Genomic DNA, 20,340 nt, shown 5'->3' with positions numbered 1-20,340 from the left:
AACGCTGGAAGACTGGAAACGGGGCGCTTTCCGCCCAAAAAGGAAGCCCGGCCATCTTGACCGGGCGCCCTGCGCGTTGCGGCGCAATATATGCAAAAACCGTCAAAAAACAATGCGTTCTTTGGGCCTTGGTTGACTGAATTTTGTCCGGGAATCTCCGGGGCTTAGCGATCGTTGCGGGCCGGCGGGGCCTTTCGCCCCATGATGGCCGCCCAGATCAGGACGACGCCGCCAATGCCGATGACCAGCCCCAAGAACACCAGCGACGCCATGTCGGAGGGGATCCGGCCACCGTCGACCACCGCCATTCCGCCGAACAGGAGCGCGCACAGCCCCGGCAACAGCATGAAGATCCCGGCGATCGCCATCAACGCGGTCAGGCAGCCACTGCGCGGTTGCTGGATCTGTGGAGGCACTGCCGGTGGGGTGGGGCTGGAATCGCTCATGATCTCTTTCTCGCTGCCCTGATCAGCATCACGCCGGCAAAGGCCGCCAGCAGTGCAAGGACGAGGATGGGGATGACACGGCTATCGAGATGGGACGGCGAGTCGACGACGAAAATCAAGGCGCAGATGCCGGGCAGCAGCAGGATCACCCCGAACATGACCATGAACGCGGTGACGCATCCGCTCCGCGAGGATGGAGGTGAAGGTGTCTCGCTCAACGAGGCATTTCCTCACGCTGCCCGGCTTCCCGATAGGTTTCGCCGCCCAGCGCCGCGCGGATGCCGTCGATCTTGCCGTTGCGATAAAACAGATTGTAGGTGTCGAACGGGATGATCGCGCCCTGCTCCGTCACGAAATGGATGCAGCTGCGCTTGACGTTGCCGACGCAGAAATTGAATCGATCGAGAAACTGCACGATGGTGACGCGGAAGACGTTCTCGTAGGAGAGCCCGTCCGGCACCTGAAAGCTCGGCAGGCAGCACAGGAGTTCGCAGACGCGCTCGCTCGTGTTCAAAGGCCCCGACGACAGCGAGAACAGATCGACGAATTTTTCCCGCAGCACCGGATATTTCTCCGGGCTGATGGTGTTGGGCATCACGGCGACCAGCTGTTCCTGCGGGATCAGCGAAGTCAGCGGCAGCACCTTCTCGCCGTTGCGCAGGCCATAGCCGATCGAGATGCTCTCGGGATTGCAGGGCAGCGGGATCATGTCCTTGTCGCCGAACACGCCGGTCTCGATCACGCGCTTACGGATCTCCGACAGCATGATGCGGTCGGTCTTGCCATCGAAATTGTCGTTGCGCCCGGCGTCCTGCACCGGCTGCAGCGTGACGCCGCGCACGCATTTCCAGGTGAGGGCGTGGCGGACGATGTCGCCGATCTCGGCATCGTTGACGCCGCGCTTGATGGTCGCGACCAGCGTGGTCGACACGCCGTAATGCTCGAGATTCTCCAGCGCCTGCTGACGAATCCTGCGCAAATCCGCGCCGCGCAGATCGACCAGCGCGTCGCGCTGCAGCGAATCGAACTGGAGATAGACCTCCAGCCCGCGCTTGTTCTCGGCCAGCCGCGCCACGAAATCCTTGTCGCGCGCGATGCGCAGGCCGTTGGTGTTGATCATGACGTGGCGGATCGGGCGGGCGCGCACCGCGTCCAGGATCTCGAAGAAGTGAGGATGCAGCGTCGGCTCGCCGCCGGAGATCTGCACGAGATCGGGCTCGCCCTCGCTTGCGACCAGCGCGTCCAGCATCTTCTCCACGGTTGCGAGCGGGGTGAATTTGGTTCGTGCCGGCGAGGATTCCGCGAAGCAGACCGGGCAGGTCAGGTTGCAGTGCTCGGTGATCTCGATCAGCGCCAGGCAGGAATGCTGCTCGTGGTCGGAACAGAGCCCGCAATCGTAGGGACAGCCGAATTCGGTGCGCTGCTGGAATTGCAGCGGCCGGTCGCCGGGCTTGATGAAATCCTTGCACAAGCGCCAATAGGCGGCATCGGTCGACACCAGCGTGGACTGGACGCCGTGCTCCCTGCAGCGCTTTTCGTACCAGACCTCGTTGTCCAGAATCTGGATCTTGGCCGGCACCAGCTTCAGGCAGGTTTCGCAGAGAGATTGGGTCTGGCCCCAGAAAATATAGGGACGCGACTTACGCAACGGCGCGTTCATGCAAGTAACTCACTTTGCAAGCGTCTCGCTTTGGACGCCGTCGCCAGCATGACGCCGGCGTAGAGCAGGATGGACAGCGACAGCAGGTGAAACAGGGTGAAGGGGCCGATCAGCGTGCCGTAGGGCTTGAGGAATTCCCACAGGAAGCGCTGCCCTCCATAATAGGCGAGCGCCAGGTAGAAACCATTGGTGATCGTGAACGCGTTCCGGTTCAAGACCGCCAGCACATAGACGAGCGCGAACACGGCCATGGCGGCGCTCTCGTAGAGCTGGACGGGATGGCGCAGAACGCCGTCGCCGAAATCATGGCCGAAAGGCAGCGTGGTCGGCGTGCCATAGGTGAAGTCGTCGAGGCCTGCGAAATAGCAGCCGAGCCGGCCGATCGCGATGCCGACGGCCAGCGGCAGCGCGAACCGCGCGCCGGTGCGCAAGGTGATGCCGGCGGTCCATTTGTAGAGCTCGATCGCCACGATGCCGCCGGCCAGCGCGCCCTCGACCGAGCGCGCAATGCCGCTCTGACCCGACAGCCACAGATTGGCGGAGCCGAACAGATAGGCGCCGAGGCCCGCGCCGAACACCAGAGCGGCGATGTAGGGCAGCGCCGAGGATTGCGCCGGAAACCGCAAACCCCGTCGCGCCAGCCCGTAGGCGGCCGCGGCCGCCCCCAGCCACGCCAAGACGTCGAAGATGGTGTGAAGCAAAGCCCCGCTCATGCCGGGGATACTAGCCAGGTTCCGGCCGCGCGGGATAGTGCGCCCGCGCGTCTGTGCCGGGGAAGAACTCGCTATCCCGCCTCCCGCTCCTCGGTCGGGTAGACGCCGCGCAGCACCTCTTCGAAGTGCATCTTCACCGCGTCGTTGCAGAGGCAGGCGCGAAGCTTCAGGCCGTCGCGGCTGCGAACCAGGATCGATCCGCGCCGCGTGTCGAGAATCCGTTCTGCCTTGAACGACTGAAGCACGCGGCTGGCATAGGAGCGGCCGACGCCGAGCAGCGTCGCGAGCTGCTCGTGGGTCAGCGGCACGCTGCTCTCGTCGCCGGTCCGCTCCATCGCCGCCAGGATCCATTTGGCGGTCCGCTGCTCGATCGAATGGATCGCGTTGCAGGCGGTCGACTGGAAGATCTGAGCCAGCATGCAATCGGCATAGCGGGCAAAGATGTTGCGCAGCGACGCCGAGCGCAGCTTGGCCGCTTCCAGCTTGGCGACATGAACGCGCGCGAACGGCCCGCCGAATTTCACGCAGATCCGGGTATAGGCCGGCAGGTAGCCCTCGCTGACGATACCGCCCACCGCGCCTTCGCGGCCGACCAGAATGGTTTCGACGTCGCGGCCGTCCTCGTTCGGAACGAGAAAGGTCGCGAGCGACGGTCCGCAGGGAAAGTGGACGACCTGGACGTCATCGCCGGGATTGTAGAGCAGCTCGCTTGCCGCGCAGTCCTCGACGGAGATGTGAGGTGCGAGCAGAGCGTAGTCGGCTTGGCTCAAACGCCGCAGCAGATTGTTGGCCGGCCGGCTTTCGACCTCGATCGTCTTGTTGATGCGCGCGTCCATCGTGAACCCCCTTCTCCTCCCAATCTTAGCGAGTTCCGTCGCGTTCCTGCGTGCACAAGTGAACAGACTGGAGAACGGCGATGTGGTGGGTTTCGTTCCGGGAACCCACCGATGCGCTACAGGCAGGCATCGTGTCGCGGCAGTCCTGATCCAAAACCCCCTCCACCTCCAAGATCTGATCATGGCACTCCTAGTTCCCGATGGCACAGGCCGGCCGGCCGACGTCCTGATTGTCGAAGACGACCCCATCATCGCGATCGATTTCGAGGATCGGCTGCTTGGATTTGGCGTCGCCGTTGTGCGGACCGTCGGGTCGGTGGCTCAGGCGCTGGGCGCCATTGTCGAGCGTGCGCCCGACTTCGCGCTGCTCGATGTCGAGCTGATCCGCGAGACCAGCTTTGCGGTCGCCGAACGGCTTCTCGCCCTGAATATCCCGTTCGTGTTCGTCACCGGCTATGGCGCCGAGGCGCGCATTCCGCCGGAATTCTCCGGTCAGCCACGGTTGCAGAAACCGTGTTCGAGCGATGCGCTGGAGGCGGCGTTGCGCACGCGCGACGCCGATTAGACCCGTTTTGAGGGCTCTAGCCGTCAGCTCTGCTTCGGATCGAGCGTCGTCGACCACAGCGCGACATCGGTGCGGTCGCGCAACGTCACAATCATCTGGCCGGAGGTCCCGTCGATCTTGACGTGACCGAAGAACTGCATGCCCGCCGAGGGCGGCAGGTTCTGGCTGTCCTTGCCCGGCGCCTTGACGAAGCGCACCTCGGGTCCAAAGGTGTTGTCGAGCGCGTTCGGACCGAACGTGCCGGCATGTAGCGGCCCCGACACGAATTCCCAGAACGGCTCGAAATCCTGGAACTGCGCCTTGTTCGGATCGTAATAATGCGCGGCGGCGTAGTGCACGTCGGCGGTCAGCCACACCGTGTTGCTGATCGGCGCCATCTTGATGAAGCGCAGGATGTCGGCGATCTCGAGCTCGCGGCCACGCACCGGACCGTCGCCTTGCGCGACGGCTTCCGAGCCGCCCTTCGAGGTGTCCGATACGATCAGGCCCAGCGGCATGTCGGAGGCGATCACCTTCCAGGTCGCGCGCGAATTGAGCAGGCCGCGCTTGAGCCAGGCGATCTGGTCCGGGCCGAGGAAATAGCTGGCGGGGCCGTAAGCGGTTTCGAGATTGGGGCCGTTCGCGCCGCGATAGCTGCGCTCGTCGAGCATGAACACGTCGAGATGCGGGCCGTAGGAGATCTGGCGATAGACCCGGCCGGGCTCATGGATGCTTTCGCGCAGCGGATACATCTCGTGGAAGGCGCGCGCCCCGCGCGCGGCGAGCAGCGCGATGTCGCGCTCCTTGTAGACCGCCGGCAGCTCTTTCGAGGGCGACCAATTGTTGGTCACTTCGTGATCGTCCCACTGCACGAAGATCGGCACCTCGGCATTGAAGGCGCGCAGATTGTCGTCGGTGAAATTGTATTTGTGCGCGGCGCGGTACTCGTCCAGCGTCTCGGCGACCTTGGCCTTCTCGGGGATGGTGACGTTCTTCCAGATCTTGCCGTCGGCCAGCTTCACCTCGGATGCAATCGGGCCGTCGGCGTAGATTGTGTCGCCGGAATGCAGGAAGAAGTCCGGCCGGTGCTTGCGCATCGTCGCGAAGGTAACCATGCCACCGTCGTCGGGGTTGATGCCCCAGCCCTGGCCGGCGACGTCTCCGCCCCAGACGAAGCTGACGTCGCGGCGGTCGGCCGGCGCGGTGCGGAAGCGGCCGACGACCGTCTCGCCCTCGACCGCGCTGTGCGCGAGATCGCGGAAGCGGACGCGGTAAAAGATGTCCTGGCCGCCCGGCAGGTTCTCGATCAGCATCTTTGCGGTGAAGTCGCTTTCGGGGAGCGCCGCGATCGGCGGCAGCGCGCGGGCATCCCTGAATGTGTCAGTCGTCGCCACCTCGACCAGCATCTGCGCCGGCCGGTCGGTGCGCGCCCACACCACGCCGCCATCGACCGTGACGTCGCCTGACTGTACGCCGTGAGTGACCAGCGGCCGGTCGGCCGCGCGCGACAGGTAAGGCATCGCGATGGTGCCGAGCGCACCCGCGCCGGTGGCGAGGAAGCGGCGACGGGAGAATTTGATGTTCATGGCTGGCTCGCGGATCTCTCGCTGTCATTCCGGAGCGCGCGAAGCGCGAATCCGGAATCTCGTCATTCCGGGTCTGGTCCTTCGGACCATCCCGGAATGACGGCAAACCAATATCGAGGCAATGTGACGCAGCAACTACGCGCGCCGGAGCTCAGGCGTTGCCTGCGGCCCGGAACTGCGTGCCCGCGCGCTGCAGGTTCGGCGGCAGGCTGAACAGCACCGCCTTGCGGTCCGCGACGGCGGAGTGGAACTGATCCAGCGCGATGTTGAAGGCGGTAAGCGAGCCCTCCTCGATCGCGCCGTGATCGAAGCAGCGCAGCGTGTCGCGCAGAATCTCGTCGGCCTCGGCCTGCATCCGGTCGAGCTCTTCGGTCGTCTCGCATTTGCGCGCGGTCGCGATCATGTCGAGCAGTCGTTCGCGCAGATGGCTGTTGTTGTCGCGCTCGTCCTTCTTCAGATAGCCGGCGAACCAGGCGCCGATCGAGCCCATGGCGGACAACGCCATCAGGCTCCACCAGATGTAATCGCTGTATTTGTCGAGGAAGGTCTTTTCCTCGCCGTCGACGAAGGCGGCGGCGCCGGGATGCACCGGGATCACCGCATCCTTGTCGGTATCGGGTGTTTCGATCTTCGCCGCGAGCGGGAATTCGGTCACCAATTGCTGGCGCACGGCGAACAGCTGGCGCGTGAACGCCGCGATGGTGGTTTCGGACACGCCTTTGCGCGCCACGATGTGATGCGAGAAGCTGATGGTCTTGACCTCGTCCTCCGGGCGGGCAGGCGAGCCGCCATAGGTGCCGGCGGGGATGTCGGACGCTTCGTAGATCGGGTGGTTCTGTGCGATCGCATCCGCTGAATCGATCGCGATGAAGCTGGGCGCGCCGAAATCCTTGGTGGAGGCTGCGATCGCATCCGCCGTGATCTTGCTGTTGACGGGGCCCGCCGCGAGATAGACATCGGCCTTCTGAGCCTTGATCGCCTCGGCCACCTCGTTGGCGGGGAATTGCACGATCTCGACCTTGGCGGGATCGACGCCGTATTGCTGCAGGATCACCTTGAGCAGATTGACGTTGGCCTGGGTGCGGCCGACCACGCCAACGCGATGGCCGGCGAGCTGCGAGATCTTGGTGATCTTCGCGCCCCGCTTCTTGCCTTTGCCCGGGACGGACCACAGCACCACGACGTTCTTGCGCAGGGTGGCGACCGCTTGCGCGTTCTTGGGCACATCGAGCTCGCCGCGCACGATGGCGAGATCGACCTTGCCTTCCGCGAGCGCATGGGCGCTGGCGGTGGCGCCGTCGGTCTGGATCGGCCGCAGCCGCACCTGGCCCTTGCTCTGACTGAAGGCCTGCGTCAGCGTCTGCACGACCTTGACGTCATCGCTGTTGGCGGGGCCGACCGCGATCTTCAGCGTCACCGGCCGCATCGCAAAGTAATAGCCACCGGCGAGCGCGCCGACGATCGCAAGCACGAATGCGAGAGACACCAGGGCCGTCTTCCGCGCCGCGGATCGCGGCGAAGGCGGAGGGGACGCTTCGGCCAGGTCCAATCCCCCGGTCATCGATCTCCCAAACAGGCGCTTGAGGCTCAGTTTCATCTTGGCCGGCGATCTACGCCCGCCATTGTAGCAAATTTCTTGTCCGGCGGGGTTACATCTCCGTCATGGTTAGCGGATGGCCGAAATCCCCGTATGAACCCGGGCCTTACGCAAGGTGTTAGGGTAAAGTTCCCCTGAAGGACGGAGATGACCATGGCAGAACGGCTCTCGGCGGAGGCGCGCAAGCAGGCGCTCGACGGACTTCCGGGCTGGACCGAGGTTCAGGGTCGGGATGCCATCGGGAAGACCTTTATCTTCAAGGATTTCAACGAGGCGTTCGGTTTCATGACCCGCGCCGCGCTGGTCGCCGAGAAGATGGATCACCACCCCGAATGGCACAACGTCTACAAGACGGTGGAGGTGGTGCTGTCGACCCACGACGCCGGCGGCGTCACGGCGCTCGACGTCGCGTTGGCCAAGGCGATGAATGCGATCGCGGGCTGAGACCTTGCCGACGTCTTGCAGGGACAGCCGACATCCCCATCTTGTGATCAGCCAGGATGCGGCGGTCCGCCGCCTTGGGCTGAACGGGGAGTTTGTCGAACATGGCTGCCGAACACAGCGTCGGTTTCGAGCCGGCCGATCGGCTCGCGGAAGATCGCGAAGGCGTGCGCCGCCGCTTCTGGCGCAAGCTGAAGCGTGTCGCCGCGCATCTGCCCTTCGCCGAAGACCTGCTTGCGGCTTATTACTGCGCGTTCGACCGGCAGACCCCGCGCCACGTCCAGGCCTCGCTGCTCGGTGCGATCGCCTATTTCGTCCTGCCGTTCGACTTCGTCGCCGACGTGATGCCGATCCTCGGCTTCGCCGATGACGCCGCCGTGCTCGCCACCGCCATCCGCATGGTCGCTGGCCATATCACGAATGAGCATCGCGAAGCCGCCCGTGCCGCGCTGAAGCGTGGGGTGAGTGAGGCGGGGGAAGTCGCGTAATAGCTTGCGCTACAAGCACACTGTCATGCCCCGGCTTGACCGGGGCATCCAGTACGCTGCGGCCTGTCAATTCAATCGCAACTGTCTGTGGAATACTGGGTCGCCCGGTCAAAGCCGGGCGACGACAGTGAGCGTATGGCGAGTGCGCTCCTCGCATCCTCACGGATGCAGGATCACCTTGCCCATGGCCTGGCGTCCCGCCAGCACCTTCAGCGCGTCCGCGGTCTGGGCCAGCGGGAAGGTGCGATCGACATGCGATGAAATCTTTCCTTCCGCCGTCCACTTCACGAGCTTTTCGAGGTTGGCGCGGTTCTTGGCCGGGTTGAGCCGGGTCCAGGCGCCCCAGAACACGCCGCGGATGTCGCAGCCCTTCAGCAGCGCGAGATTCAGCGGCATCTTCGGGATGTCGCCGGCGGCAAAGCCGATGACGAGGAAGCGGCCTTCCCAAGCGATCGAGCGCAGCGCCTGCTCGGCATAAGCGCCGCCCACGGGATCGAAGATGATGTCGACGCCCTTGCCGCCGGTGAGCTTGCGCAGGCCTTCCTTCAGATCCTCCTTGGCGTAGTTCAGCGTCAGCTCGGCGCCATGCGCCTTGGCGAATTCCAGCTTCTCGTCCGACGAGGCGCAGGCGATCACTTTCAATCCCATCAGCTTGCCGAGCTCGCAGGCGGCTAGGCCGGTGCCGCCGGCCGCACCCAGCACCGCGAGCGTCTCGCCCGGCTTCGGGCTGGCGCGATCCTCCAGCGCATGCAGCGCGGTGCCGTAGATGATGATGATGCCGGCCGCGCGGTCGTAGTCGAGATTGTCCGGGATCTTCACGATGGATGCCGCCGGCAGCGCGATCTTCTCGCGCGCGCCGTTGTGGCCGCAGGAGGCGACGACGCGATCGCCGACTTTCAGATCGGTGACGCCAGGACCGATGCTCTCGATCACGCCCGCGACTTCCGCGGCCGGCGAGAACGGGAACGGCGGCTTGATCTGGTACTTGCCCTGAATCATCAGGATGTCGAAGAAGTTCAGCGCCGCGGCCTTGATCGCGATCACCGCTTCGCCGGGGCCCGCCACCGGATCCGGCACCTCGGCGAGCACGAGGTCGTCGGGCTGGCAATATTGCGAGCAGAGGATGGCTTTCATGGCGGCACCTGGGGGCGTTTCGAGTGGAATTATAGTTGGGCCGTTTCTGCCGGATTTAGACACGGGGGACAATCCGGATTCTTTGTCTGAGGCGCCGCCTCGGCCTATCCTCGTGATTGCGAGCAAAGCGCAGCAATCCAGGCAATTTCCGCGGCGCGGACTCTGGATTGCTCGCTGCGTTCGCAATGACGGCGTATGTGGACACAGCGAGGATTCAAACGATGTTTGAAACAGGCCTGCTCAGGGACAAGCGCATCCTCGTCACCGGCGGCGGCTCGGGTCTTGGCGCCGCGATGGGACGCCGATTTCTGACGCTCGGCGCCGAGCTCGTCATTTGCGGCCGCAAGCTTGACCGGCTGGAAGCGACGGCCGCGGAGATGCGCGCGCAGAGCGGTGGCAAGGTCACGACGATCGCCTGCGATATCCGCGACGGTGTCGCGGTCGACGCCATGATGGACCGGATCTGGCGCGATGCGCCGCTCGATATCCTCGTCAACAACGCTGCCGCGACGTTCATCGCACAGAGCGAGCATCTCTCGTTCCGGGCGGCCGATGCGATCCTGGCGCCGACGCTGCATGGCGCGATGTACTGCACGCTCGCGGCCGGCAGGCGCTGGATCGAGGACAAGCATCGCGGCGTCGTGCTCTCGATTCTCTCGACCTCGACCGTCACCGGCCGCGCCTTCACGGTACCGTCGGCGATGGCGAAATCGGCGCTGCTGGCGATGACCAGGAGCCTTGCGGTGGAATGGGGGCCGAAAGGCATCCGCACCGTCGCCATTGCGCCGGGTCCGTTCCCGACCGCGGGTGCCTCTGGGCAGCTCCGCCCCGAAGGCCGAGACGAAGGCTGGACCTCGCGCAATCCGCTGGGCCGCACCGGAGAGCATGGCGAGCTTGCCGATCTCGCCAGTTTCCTGGTCTCGGATCGTGCCGCCTACATCAACGGCGAGATGGTCGTCATCGACGGTGGCGCGCATTTGCGCAGTTCCGGCGCCGAGGATTTGCTTCTCTGGACCGAGGCGCAATGGGCCGCCCAGCGCGCCGCGCGATCCAAAGGCTGATACTGCTAACTGCCTTCCCAAATTGGGCTTTCCCGGCTATCCCTGCCACGGGGACAAAGCGCGGCCGGGCCATCTTCCAGTCACAATATTGAGGGAACCACTCCAGCATGTGGCGGGTGCTGATTTTAGCTTTGATGACTGGCGTGGCGGCCGGGGGAATCGCTGTCTCCGCGCAGGCGCAGACGGCGCAACCGACGCCGAAATCCGCGCCAAACCCAAGAGAAGCACCGAAACCGGCGGCGCCGGCGGCCCCGACCAATGCGAAGTCGGCCGCAAAGCCGGAGAGCAAACCGGCGGCCCCGCCCGCTTCGGTTGCAGGGGGCGCGGAGCCGACCCTGATCGGTCAGTTCGGCACCTGGGGGGCCTATTCGGCGACGCCCAACGGCAAGAAGGTGTGCTTCGCGCTGGCCAAGCCGTCCTCGTCGAAGACCAATCCGCCGAATCGGCCGCGCGATCCCGCCTATGCCTTCGTCTCGACCCGGCCGGCCGAGAAGGTGAACAACGAAGTCTCGGTGATGATCGGCTACGCGTTGAAGCCGGGCTCGGAATCGACCGTCGAGGTCGGCGGCGCCGCTTTCGCCATGTACACGCAGGGCGACGGCCTCTGGATCAAGAACGCGGCCGAGGAGGAGCGGATGGTCGAAGCCATGCGCAAATCCGCCGAGCTCGTGGTCAAGGGTGTCTCGGCCAAGGGCACCGAGACGACCGATACGTTCTCGCTGAAGGGTCTCGCCCAGGCGCTCGACAAGATCGCGCAGGATTGCAAGCGGTAAGAGCGCAGGCGTTAAGGCTGCGGGCGAGAAGGTCGCAATCGGACGGTCCGGTTGCTATATAGAGCCGGTTCCACAATTTCAGTCGTCATGGCCGGGCTTGTCCCGGCCATCCACGTGCTAACTCAGGCGACAAGAACGTGGATGCCCGGGACAAGCCCGGGCATGACGAGACAGCAACTACTTTGGGCAACCGATGCAACCGACGACCGAGCCGCACAACGCAATCCCAGTGGAGAAGACGCCACTCGAAACCTATGTGCCGCCGGCAAAGCCGTCGCTGATCGGCCTGTCGCGCACCGAGCTTGCCGATCGGCTCGGCGAGATCGGGGTCGCGCCTGCGCAGCGCAAGATGCGGGTGCAGCAGCTGTGGCACTGGCTCTATTTCCGCGGCGCCCAGAGCTTCGACGACATGACCTCGATCTCCAAGGGCATCCGCGCCGAGCTCGCGCAGCATTTCACGGTCGACCGTCCCGAGGTCGTGGCCGAGCAGATCTCCAACGACGGCACCCGCAAATGGCTGTTGCGGCTGCCGAGCGGCGACAACCTCCAGAAGGCGCATGAAGTCGAGTGCGTCTACATCCCCGAGACCGATCGCGGCACGCTTTGCGTCTCCTCGCAGGTCGGCTGCACGCTGAATTGCTCGTTCTGCCACACCGGCACGCAGCGGCTGGTGCGCAATCTCACCGCCGGCGAGATCGTCGGACAGGTCATGGTCGCGCGCGACCGCCTCAACGATTGGGCCGATCGCGAGGACGGCACGCGCCGCGTCACCAACATCGTGATGATGGGCATGGGCGAGCCGCTCTACAATTTCGACGCGGTGCGCGATGCACTTCTGATCGTCGGCGACAATGAAGGCATCGGCATCTCGCGCCGCCGTATCACGCTGTCGACCTCGGGCGTGGTGCCGAACATCGTGCGTGCCGGCGAGGAGATCGGAGTCATGCTCGCGATCTCGCTGCATGCGGTGCGCGACGAGCTGCGCAACGAGCTGGTGCCGCTCAACCGCAAGTACCCGATCAAGGAGCTCTTGCAGGCCTGCCGCGACTATCCCGGTGCCTCCAACGCCCGCCGCATCACCTTCGAATATGTGATGCTCAAGGGCGTCAACGATTCGCTCGACGACGCGAAATTGCTGGTGAAGCTGCTCAAGGGCATCCCCGCCAAGATCAACCTGATCCCGTTCAATCCCTGGCCCGGTACCGCCTATGAGTGCTCGGACTGGGACCAGATCGAAAAGTTCTCCGAATACATCTTCAACGCCGGCTATTCCTCGCCGGTGCGCACCCCGCGCGGCCGCGACATCCTTGCCGCCTGCGGCCAGCTGAAGTCGGAGACCGAGAAGCTCAGCGCGCGCGAACGCCAGGCGCTCCGCGCCATGGCGATGACGGATTGAGGATGCGTGCCCGCGCTCCCGCATCCCCGTCATTGCGAGCGAAGCGAAGCAATCCAGAGCCTTTCCGCCGCGGCAGTCTGGATTGCTTCGTCGCTACGCTCCTCGCAATGACGGTGAGGGTGGCGCAATGTCCCTGATCGGCCGCCTCATCGTCATCTTCATCGGCTTTCTCGCCGCCTGCTTCGTCGGCGGCATGATCGTGGTCGTCGCGCTGCTGTTTCCGGAGTTCGCCGATCTCGGCGCCGGTCCCGTCGACCAGGGCACGATCGACATCCTGCTCGGCTTCGGCTTCGTCTTCGTCTCGGGCTTTGCGCTGGTGCCGGCGGCGGTGATCGTCGCCATCACCGAGGCGCTCTATATCCGCAGCGCGCTGGCCTACGCCGTCGGCGGCGGCCTCGTCGGGCTCGCCTGCTATCTCGGCCTCGTCCCGTTCCACCCCGACACGTTCCAGTTCGAGGGCATCGTGCGGCGTCACCTGGAGATCATGACCGGTGCAGGCATCGTCGCCGGCATGGTCTACTGGCTGATCGCCGGCCGCAACGCCGGCGCCTGGCGCAACCCGCCGCCCGCCCGCATGCCGCCACCGCCGCTGCCGTCGCAATCGCGGCCGGATGCGCGGTGAGTTCTTACCCTCCCCTGGAGGGGGAGGGTCGATCGCGCATAGCGCGAGCGGGGTGGGGTGACAGACTATCCGCGATAGCGGTGCGCGTGGCTTCACCCCACCTCGGCTCGCATTGCGCTTCGCTACATGCGAACCGATCCTACCCCTCCAGGGGAGGATGGGTACTTTCTCCGGGGTTTTCATCTCCTCCCCACTCCGCTAAACCGCGCGCCATGAACCGTACCGGACTCTTCATCGGCCTCGCGCTGTGGCTCGTGATCGGCGTCGTTTTCGGGCTCTATCCCGAGCTCGATCTCAAGCTCGCGTCGCTGTTCTTCGATCCCGCGACCAAGACGTTTCCGCTCAAGCTGAACGGCTGGGCCAGCTTCGCGCGTGACGCTGCGATGTGGGTCGCGTGGGCCTTCGTGCTGCCGTCCATCGTGGCGCTCGTGGTCAAGATGATCCGGCCGGACCGGCCGCTGATGGTGCGGGGGCGCACGATCATCTTCCTGCTGGTGACGATGACGATGTCCGCCGGCATTCTCACCAACCTCACCTTCAAGACCTATTGGGGCCGGCCGCGCCCGGTGGTGGTGACGGAGTTCGCGGGCGACCAGCAATTCGTGCCGTGGTGGGATCCGCGCGGCGGCTGCGCCCGCAATTGCTCGTTCTTCTCGGGCGAAGGCGCGACCGCGTTCTGGACGCTGGCGCCGGCCGCGCTGGCGCCGCCGCCGTGGCGGCCGCTCGCCTATGCCGCCGCCGTAATGTTCGGCGCCTTGACGAGCGGGCTGCGCATGGCCTTCGGTGGCCACTTCTTCACCGACGTGGCCATCGCCGGCCTCGTCACCTTCGTCGTGATCTGGTTCGCCTACGCGCTGATTTACCGCTGGCCGCGGACGCGGTTTTCCGACGAGGCGGTCGATGCCGCCCTGACCCGGCTCAACATGCCGGCCTACCGGCTCCGCCAGCGCCTGTTCGGCCGCAAGACCGGCCCCGAACCGTCGCTTTGACCCATTAAATGCGTGCCGATCCCTGCGAAATTTGATATTCGCGCGGTCAAGTTCGAACCCTCCATCCGCCCTTTGAGACCCGATTGGAAGCCCCATGACCACGATCCTGAAAAGCCTGCCCAAGGGTGAGAAAGTCGGCATCGCTTTTTCGGGTGGCCTCGACACCTCCGCGGCGCTGCTCTGGATGAAACAGAAGGGCGCGCGCTGCTACGCCTACACCGCCAATCTCGGCCAGCCGGATGAAGCCGATTACAACGAGATCCCGCGCAAGGCGATGGAGTTCGGCGCCGAGAAGGCGCGCCTCGTCGACTGCCGCACGCAGCTCGTCCACGAGGGCATCGCCGCGATCCAGTCCGGCGCCTTCCACATCTCGACCGGCGGCATCACCTATTTCAACACCACGCCGCTGGGGCGCGCGGTGACCGGCACCATGCTGGTCGCGGCGATGAAGGAAGACGGCGTCAACATCTGGGGCGACGGCTCGACCTTCAAGGGCAACGACATCGAGCGCTTCTACCGCTACGGCCTGCTCACCAATCCCGGCCTGAAGATCTACAAGCCCTGGCTCGACCAGCAGTTCATCGACGAGCTCGGCGGCCGCGCCGAGATGTCGGCGTTCATGACCGCGCAGGGTTTTGCCTACAAGATGAGCGCCGAGAAGGCGTATTCCACCGACAGCAATCTGCTCGGCGCCACGCACGAGGCCAAGGATCTCGAAAGCCTCGACAGCGGCATCAAGATCGTCAACCCGATCATGGGCGTGCCGTTCTGGCGCGACGATTGCGCCGTGAAGGCGGAGACGGTCGTGGTGCGTTTCGAGGAAGGCCAGCCCACGGCGCTGAACGGCCAGACCTTCGCCGATCCCGTCGCGCTGTTCCTGGAAGCCAACGCCATCGGCGGCCGTCACGGTCTCGGTATGAGCGACCAGATCGAGAACCGCATCATCGAAGCCAAGAGCCGCGGCATCTACGAGGCGCCGGGCATGGCGCTGCTGCACATCGCCTATGAGCGCCTCGTCACCGGCATCCACAACGAGGACACCATCGAGCAATACCGCATCAGCGGCATGCGCCTGGGCCGCCTGCTCTATCAGGGCCGCTGGTTCGACTCCCAGGCATTGATGCTGCGCGAGACCGCGCAGCGCTGGGTCGCGCGCGCCGTCACCGGCGAGGTCACGCTCGAATTGCGCCGCGGCAACGACTATTCGATCCTCAACACCGAGAGCCCGAACCTCACCTATGCGCCTGAAAGGCTCAGCATGGAGAAGGTCGAGGATGCCGCGTTCACGCCCGCCGACCGCATCGGCCAGCTCACCATGCGCAACCTCGACATCGCCGACACCCGCACCAAGCTCGGCCTCTATTCGAAGACCGGCCTGCTCTCCGGCAGCGAAGGCTCGCAGATCTTCCGGCTCGAGAGCGACAAGGGTTGAGACTCTCACTGTCGTAGGCGGGCAAAGTCGCAGGGTAGGCAAAGTCGTAGGGTGGGCAAAGGCGCGCCAGCGCCGTGCCCACCATCTCTCTCGGTCGAAAAAATACGTGGGCACGCTCCGCTTTGCCCACCTTACGATTGCTCGCAGCTCGGATGGAGCCAACGAGCTTAATGAGGGTGTCACTCTCGATCGTTACGCTTCCTATCGAAACGGATTGCGGAGCATTGCGCATGGTCAGGACATCGGTACTCGCTTCTCTCATCGTGCTCTGTTGGACATCGTCACTGTCGGCACAGACGATCTATCCGATCGATCGCGCCGAGGTTCTGGCCGGAGCGCGATTCGACTTCAAGGTCGAATTCCCCGGACTGGTTGATCCGGCCAAGTTGAAGATCACGGTGAACGGTGCGGATTATGCGACCGCGTTCGGCCGCGTCGGCACCTTCATCGACCGCGAGGACGGCAAGGATCAGTCGGCCCTGGTCCTGCGCGACGTGACGCTGCCCAAGCCGGGCAGCGTCACCGTGGACGTGAGCGACGGCACGCGCCAGCGCAGCGTCACATGGACGGTCTACGACACCGGTCCGCGCAAGGCGAAGAACGTCATCCTGTTCATCGGCGATGGCATGTCGCCGGCGCATCGTGTTGCGGCGCGAATCCTGTCCAAGGGAATTTCGGAGGGCAAGAGCCGCGGCAAGCTCGCCATCGACGACATGCCCCATATGGCGCTGGTGGCGACCGCAGGCTCGGATTCGATCATCACCGATTCCGCGAACTCGGCCAGCGCCTATGCGACCGGGCACAAGAGCGCCGTCAACGCCATGGGTGTCTATGCGGATCGCAGTGCAAGCCCGTTCGACGATCCCCGGGTCGAGACCATCACCAGCCTCGCCAAACGGCGGCTCGGCATGGCGATCGGTGTCGTCACCAACACCGAGGTCGAAGACGCGACGCCGGCGGCGATGGTCGCGCATACGCGCCGGCGCGCCGCCTATGACGAGATCGTCGAGCAGTTCTTCGCGGCGAAACCGGATGTGCTGATGGGCGGAGGTAGTGCGAACTTCATGCCGAAGTCGGCCGCAGGCTCGAAACGCAAGGACGAGACCGATTACATCGCGAAGTTCCGCGATGCAGGTTATCAGGTGGCGACCACCGCGGGTGAACTCGGTGCTCTCTCGGCAAAGCCGGAGACCGGCAAGCTGCTCGGCCTGTTCGCCACGGGAAACATGGACGGTGCGCTGGACCGCAAGTTCCTGAAGGGCGGCGGCGTCAGGAAATTCCCCGAGCAGCCCGACCTGACCGAGCAGGTGCAGGCCGCGCTCAAGCTGTTGTCGCGGAACGAGGCCGGTTTCTTCCTGATGGTCGAATCCGGCATGATCGACAAATACGCGCATCTGCTCGACATGGAGCGGGCCGTCTACGACACGATCATGCTCGACAACGCGGTACGCCAGACGCGCGAATGGGCGCAGGCGCGCGGCGACGACACCCTCATCCTGGTGGCGGCTGACCACAATCATCCCAACAGTCTCGTCGGCACGGTGAATGACGACATGGGCACGACGCCCAACGTGGCGCTACGCGAGCGCGTCGGCGTCTACGATAAAGCCGGATTTCCCAACTATCCGGCTCCTGATGCGGAAGGTTATCCGGCGCGCGTCGACGTGAGCCGGCGGCTCGCCATCTTCTCGGCCAGCCTGCCGGATCACTACGAGACGTTCCGCCCGAAGCTCGACAATCCCAATGAGCCGACCGTCAAGGCCGGCGGTGACGGGACCTTCAAGGCCAACGACAAATATAGGGACGTCCCAGGCGCCGTGCTCCGGCCCGGCAATCTGTCGGCGATGATCGGCGCCAGCGTGCACTCGGGCGAGGACGTTATCCTGACAGCGACCGGTCCAGGCAGTGAGCGCGTGCACGGCTCGATGGACAACACCGAGGTCTTTCGTGTCATGGTCGACGCGCTGGGATTGGCTGCGGGGCAATGATGATGAGGTCGTAGGGTCGGCAAAAGGCGCGCTAGCGCCGTGCCCACCTTTCCGCCGTGACGAATCAAGGTCGTGGGCACGCTGTGCTCACTCTACGAGGTCATTGAGATTCCCGTGTCCCGGACGCGAAGCGGTGCGTCGCAGAGCCGGGACCCGGATCTCAAATCAATTGCACCGGCAGTTCATGGGCCCCGGACGCAGCGCATCACTGCGTGCTGTGCTGCGTCCGGGGCACCAGAGCCCTCAAACAAGAATGGCCGGGATCGCTCCCGGCCATTTTGCATTTGTGTTTGCCGTTACCGCGGCGGCGCGGTGCCGGGCGGAGGCGGCGGCAGCGAGGCCTGGCCGCCGTTGAGCAGCGGCGTGATGTTGCGGATCGTGACGCGACGGTTGATCGCGCTCGGCCCCTGCGTCTGCTCCTTCAGGTACTGCTCGCCGTAGCCTTGCGACGTCAGGTTCTCGGCGGGCACACCGAACTGCTGCGTCAGCAGCTCGGCCGCGGCTTGCGCACGACGGTCCGACAGCGACAGATTGTCGACCTCGTTGCCGACCGCGTCGGTGTGTCCCTCGATCAGGAAGACCTCGCGCGGATTGCGCTGGATCGCCTGGTTGAGGCCGTCGGCGATCACCTGCAGCCGGGCCGCCTGGTCCGGCGGGATGGTCCACGATCCCGTCTCGAAGATGATCGTGTTGACGTCGATGCTCGGCATCTGCATGCGAACATTCGGGCTGTAGCGGATCTCGTCGAGCGAATAACGCCGATCGATCCGCTGCACCGGCGGCGCCACCATGGTCTGGTAGATGACATCAGGTGACGCTTCCTGGGCGTCGACGATGTAGCGATCGTAGGGAATGTTCACGACCGGCGGAGGCACGTCGACATAGAAGCCGCCGACCGCCCGCGGATCGCGGTAGGTGTTGTCGATGATGATGAGCTCGTGTCCGCGGGGATCCCTGCGGATGCGCCGCATCAGCCGGCCATCGGCGCCGACGATGGTGATGATCTCGCTGCCGTCAGGACGAATCACGACCGTGCGGGTTTCCCCGCCGACCGTGTCGGTGCGGATGTCGCGAGCGCCATAGCGGAAGCGATAGAGATCGTTGCCGCGGACATAGGCCTGGCCGCCCGGATCGCGGATGATGATGCGGTCCGGCTCGGTGTAGACGGTGCGGCCGCCTTCGATGGTCTCGCGTCGCTGGTTGTGGAGGTCGGCGATGGTGGCGCCGATCACGGCGCCGGCCACCACGCCTGCACCGATCGCGAGCGGCGTCAGGTCACGCTGCGGCGGACGCGGCGCCGGCGGCAAGGGCGCTGAGACCGTCGGCGCAGCCCGGAAGGCCGGTGCAACCGTCGGCGGCCTGTATTGTGCCCTGTCCGGCGGCGGCGCTGCGGCCGCCGAACCGGGGACGACCGATGGCGCTGCGACGCCGGCGGGAGGTGCCGGCGGCCGCGGCGGGGCGCCAGCCTGTGGTGCGGCGGGCGGAGTTCCGGCAGCCGGCGCACCAGCAGGAGGCGTTGCGCCTTGTTGGCCGGGGGTCGGCGTTGCAGTCGGCGCCGGGGTCGCGCCGGGCGCGGGTGTCGATGCTGCACCCGGGCGCCCGGGCGGGGGCGTCGGCGTAGCACCTGGAGAAGGCGTCGCTGTCGGCGTGGGCGTGGCACCGGGAACTGGTGATCCTGCCGGCGGAGGCGCGCCGGGACGACCGGGCGGCGGCGTGCCGGGGCGGCCAGCCGGCGCCGCGCCAGGCGTGCTGCCCGGAGCCGGCGTCGCGGTCGGCGCCGGTGTTGTCGTCGGCGCGGGTGTTGTGGTCGGAGCAGGAGTGGCAGCCGGGGCTGGCGCTCCCGGTCGTGCGGCCGGCGCTGCCGGCGCGGGGGAAGGTGTCGCCGTCGGTGCCGGCGCAGGACGGCCCTGAGGAGCTGCTGCGGGAGGCGGAGCCGGGGGAGTCGGAGCGGGGCGCGCGCCGGACGGTGCCGGAGGCGGCGGCGTGGGCGCCGCAGCCGGGGGCGGCGATGGCTGTTTCGGTGCGGCAGCAGGCGGCGGTGGCGGCGGGGGAGCCGGGCGTGCCGCAGGCGGCGGTGTCGGGGCATGCTGCTGCGGAGCCGCGGCCGGGGGTGGCGACGGCTGTTTCGGTGCGGCAGCAGGCGGTGGCGGCGGAGGTGGAGCCGGGCGAGCTGCAGGCGGCGGGGCAGGTGGCGGCGGCGGAGCCGGGCGTGCCGCAGGCGGCGGAGGTGGCGGCGGCGGGGCCGGACGGGCCGCAGGTGGCGGGGGAGGCGGTGGTGGCGCGGCCGGGCGCGGCGGTGCGGCCGCGGGCGGCGGTGGAGCGGGCGGAGGTGCAGCCGCGGGCGGTGCGGCGGGCCGCGGGGGCGCGGCAGGCGGTGCCGCTGCTGGCGGTCCCTTCGGCGGCTGCTTCGGTTTTCCGTCAGGGCCCGTGTCTTGCGGCTGGGCCTGCGCGAGCAGGAGCGGCGGCGCACTTTGCGCCTGCGATGCAGAGCTTGCGAATTGCATCGCGGTCAGAGCCGTCGTCGCAAGCAGCACGAAACGAAGATTGGTCATGGTGGCGAACTTCCCCGGAAGGTTCTTTGACGAAGTGTGTTTGATGAACGGCTACGCGTTAGGCCGGATTGTGGCGGGCGAA

19 protein-coding genes are annotated in these 20,340 nt (G+C 65.8%); 10 read left to right on the top strand and 9 right to left on the bottom strand.

Annotation, left to right across the window (positions count from 1 at the left end; translation table 11 throughout):
• Nucleotides 1-164: 164 nt before the first annotated feature.
• The 5 genes from WI560_RS31925 to WI560_RS31905 all read right to left on the bottom strand — a co-directional run bounded on the left by WI560_RS31925 (nucleotide 165) and on the right by WI560_RS31905 (nucleotide 3,655).
• On the bottom strand, nucleotides 165-446 hold the full coding sequence (locus tag WI560_RS31925) for a hypothetical protein (RefSeq protein WP_375306333.1): 282 nt from the start codon (nucleotides 444-446) through the stop codon (nucleotides 165-167).
• On the bottom strand, nucleotides 443-604 hold the full coding sequence (locus WI560_RS31920; protein ID WP_375306332.1) for a hypothetical protein: 162 nt from the start codon (nucleotides 602-604) through the stop codon (nucleotides 443-445). Before WI560_RS31920 ends, WI560_RS31925 begins: the two co-directional genes overlap by 4 nt.
• Before the next feature lie 56 nt (nucleotides 605-660).
• Nucleotides 661-2,106 carry a radical SAM protein gene (locus tag WI560_RS31915; RefSeq protein WP_375306331.1) on the bottom strand — a complete coding sequence of 482 codons (1,446 nt, stop codon included), beginning with the start codon at nucleotides 2,104-2,106 and terminating at the stop codon, nucleotides 661-663.
• Nucleotides 2,103-2,819 (bottom strand): prolipoprotein diacylglyceryl transferase, encoded by a 717-nt coding sequence (locus WI560_RS31910; RefSeq protein WP_375306330.1) that lies wholly within the window; start codon nucleotides 2,817-2,819, stop codon nucleotides 2,103-2,105. The genes WI560_RS31915 and WI560_RS31910 overlap by 4 nt, the downstream gene beginning before the upstream one ends.
• A 71-nt stretch (nucleotides 2,820-2,890) precedes the next feature.
• A complete protein-coding gene (locus tag WI560_RS31905; protein WP_375306329.1) occupies nucleotides 2,891-3,655 on the bottom strand; it encodes a Crp/Fnr family transcriptional regulator in 765 nt (254 codons plus the stop codon).
• A 181-nt stretch (nucleotides 3,656-3,836) separates the two neighbouring features.
• On the opposite strand from WI560_RS31905, the gene WI560_RS31900 reads away from it, so the two are divergent.
• Complete coding sequence (locus WI560_RS31900; protein WP_375308961.1) at nucleotides 3,837-4,220, top strand: response regulator; 384 nt, start codon at nucleotides 3,837-3,839, stop codon at nucleotides 4,218-4,220.
• Between the two features lie 23 nt (nucleotides 4,221-4,243).
• Here WI560_RS31900 and WI560_RS31895 read toward each other — a convergent pair whose 3' ends face one another.
• Both WI560_RS31895 and WI560_RS31890 read right to left on the bottom strand, forming a co-directional pair.
• Nucleotides 4,244-5,785, bottom strand: a complete 1,542-nt coding sequence (locus tag WI560_RS31895) for an alkaline phosphatase D family protein (protein WP_375306328.1) — start codon at nucleotides 5,783-5,785, stop codon at nucleotides 4,244-4,246.
• A 151-nt stretch (nucleotides 5,786-5,936) separates the two neighbouring features.
• A complete protein-coding gene (locus WI560_RS31890) occupies nucleotides 5,937-7,382 on the bottom strand; it encodes a TAXI family TRAP transporter solute-binding subunit (RefSeq protein ID WP_375306327.1) in 1,446 nt (481 codons plus the stop codon).
• Between the two features lie 153 nt (nucleotides 7,383-7,535).
• Here WI560_RS31890 and WI560_RS31885 point away from each other — a divergent pair, with 153 nt between their 5' ends.
• Together WI560_RS31885 and WI560_RS31880 are read left to right on the top strand one after the other, a co-directional pair.
• Nucleotides 7,536-7,826 carry a 4a-hydroxytetrahydrobiopterin dehydratase gene (locus WI560_RS31885; RefSeq protein ID WP_375306326.1) on the top strand — a complete coding sequence of 97 codons (291 nt, stop codon included), beginning with the start codon at nucleotides 7,536-7,538 and terminating at the stop codon, nucleotides 7,824-7,826.
• A 101-nt stretch (nucleotides 7,827-7,927) separates the two neighbouring features.
• Nucleotides 7,928-8,311: a YkvA family protein gene (locus WI560_RS31880; protein ID WP_375306325.1), complete on the top strand. Its 384-nt coding sequence runs from the start codon at nucleotides 7,928-7,930 to the stop codon at nucleotides 8,309-8,311.
• Nucleotides 8,312-8,470: 159 nt separating this feature from the next.
• On the opposite strand, the gene WI560_RS31875 is transcribed toward WI560_RS31880, so the two are convergent.
• Nucleotides 8,471-9,445 carry an NADPH:quinone oxidoreductase family protein gene (locus WI560_RS31875; protein WP_157336083.1) on the bottom strand — a complete coding sequence of 325 codons (975 nt, stop codon included), beginning with the start codon at nucleotides 9,443-9,445 and terminating at the stop codon, nucleotides 8,471-8,473.
• A gap of 221 nt (nucleotides 9,446-9,666) precedes the next feature.
• Between WI560_RS31875 and WI560_RS31870 the strand changes: the two genes are divergently transcribed.
• From WI560_RS31870 to WI560_RS31840, 7 genes are all read left to right on the top strand, one after another.
• Nucleotides 9,667-10,506, top strand: coding sequence for an SDR family oxidoreductase (locus WI560_RS31870; protein ID WP_375306324.1), 840 nt, complete (start codon nucleotides 9,667-9,669; stop codon nucleotides 10,504-10,506).
• A gap of 107 nt (nucleotides 10,507-10,613) precedes the next feature.
• Nucleotides 10,614-11,279: an invasion associated locus B family protein gene (locus WI560_RS31865; protein ID WP_375306323.1), complete on the top strand. Its 666-nt coding sequence runs from the start codon at nucleotides 10,614-10,616 to the stop codon at nucleotides 11,277-11,279.
• Nucleotides 11,280-11,472: 193 nt separating this feature from the next.
• On the top strand, nucleotides 11,473-12,675 hold the full coding sequence (rlmN, locus tag WI560_RS31860; protein WP_375306322.1) for a 23S rRNA (adenine(2503)-C(2))-methyltransferase RlmN: 1,203 nt from the start codon (nucleotides 11,473-11,475) through the stop codon (nucleotides 12,673-12,675).
• A gap of 127 nt (nucleotides 12,676-12,802) precedes the next feature.
• Nucleotides 12,803-13,297, top strand: a complete 495-nt coding sequence (locus tag WI560_RS31855; protein WP_375306321.1) for a hypothetical protein — start codon at nucleotides 12,803-12,805, stop codon at nucleotides 13,295-13,297.
• 212 nt (nucleotides 13,298-13,509) lie between these two features.
• The gene (locus WI560_RS31850) at nucleotides 13,510-14,286 is read left to right on the top strand and encodes a phosphatase PAP2 family protein (protein ID WP_375306320.1); all 777 of its coding nucleotides are present in this window, start codon (nucleotides 13,510-13,512) and stop codon (nucleotides 14,284-14,286) included.
• A gap of 94 nt (nucleotides 14,287-14,380) precedes the next feature.
• On the top strand, nucleotides 14,381-15,718 hold the full coding sequence (gene argG, locus WI560_RS31845) for an argininosuccinate synthase (RefSeq protein ID WP_135165784.1): 1,338 nt from the start codon (nucleotides 14,381-14,383) through the stop codon (nucleotides 15,716-15,718).
• Nucleotides 15,719-15,948: 230 nt separating this feature from the next.
• A complete protein-coding gene (locus WI560_RS31840; RefSeq protein ID WP_375306319.1) occupies nucleotides 15,949-17,706 on the top strand; it encodes an alkaline phosphatase in 1,758 nt (585 codons plus the stop codon).
• A gap of 296 nt (nucleotides 17,707-18,002) precedes the next feature.
• On the opposite strand, the gene WI560_RS31835 is transcribed toward WI560_RS31840, so the two are convergent.
• The gene (locus WI560_RS31835; protein ID WP_375306318.1) at nucleotides 18,003-20,258 is read right to left on the bottom strand and encodes an OmpA family protein; all 2,256 of its coding nucleotides are present in this window, start codon (nucleotides 20,256-20,258) and stop codon (nucleotides 18,003-18,005) included.
• Nucleotides 20,259-20,340: the final 82 nt, after the last annotated feature.

The organism is Bradyrhizobium sp. A11 (genome assembly GCF_042077125.1).
Lineage (GTDB): Bacteria > Pseudomonadota > Alphaproteobacteria > Rhizobiales > Xanthobacteraceae > Bradyrhizobium > Bradyrhizobium japonicum_B.
The sequence above is the reverse complement of the archived record's forward strand: the minus strand, read 5'-3'. Positions and strand labels throughout refer to the sequence as shown.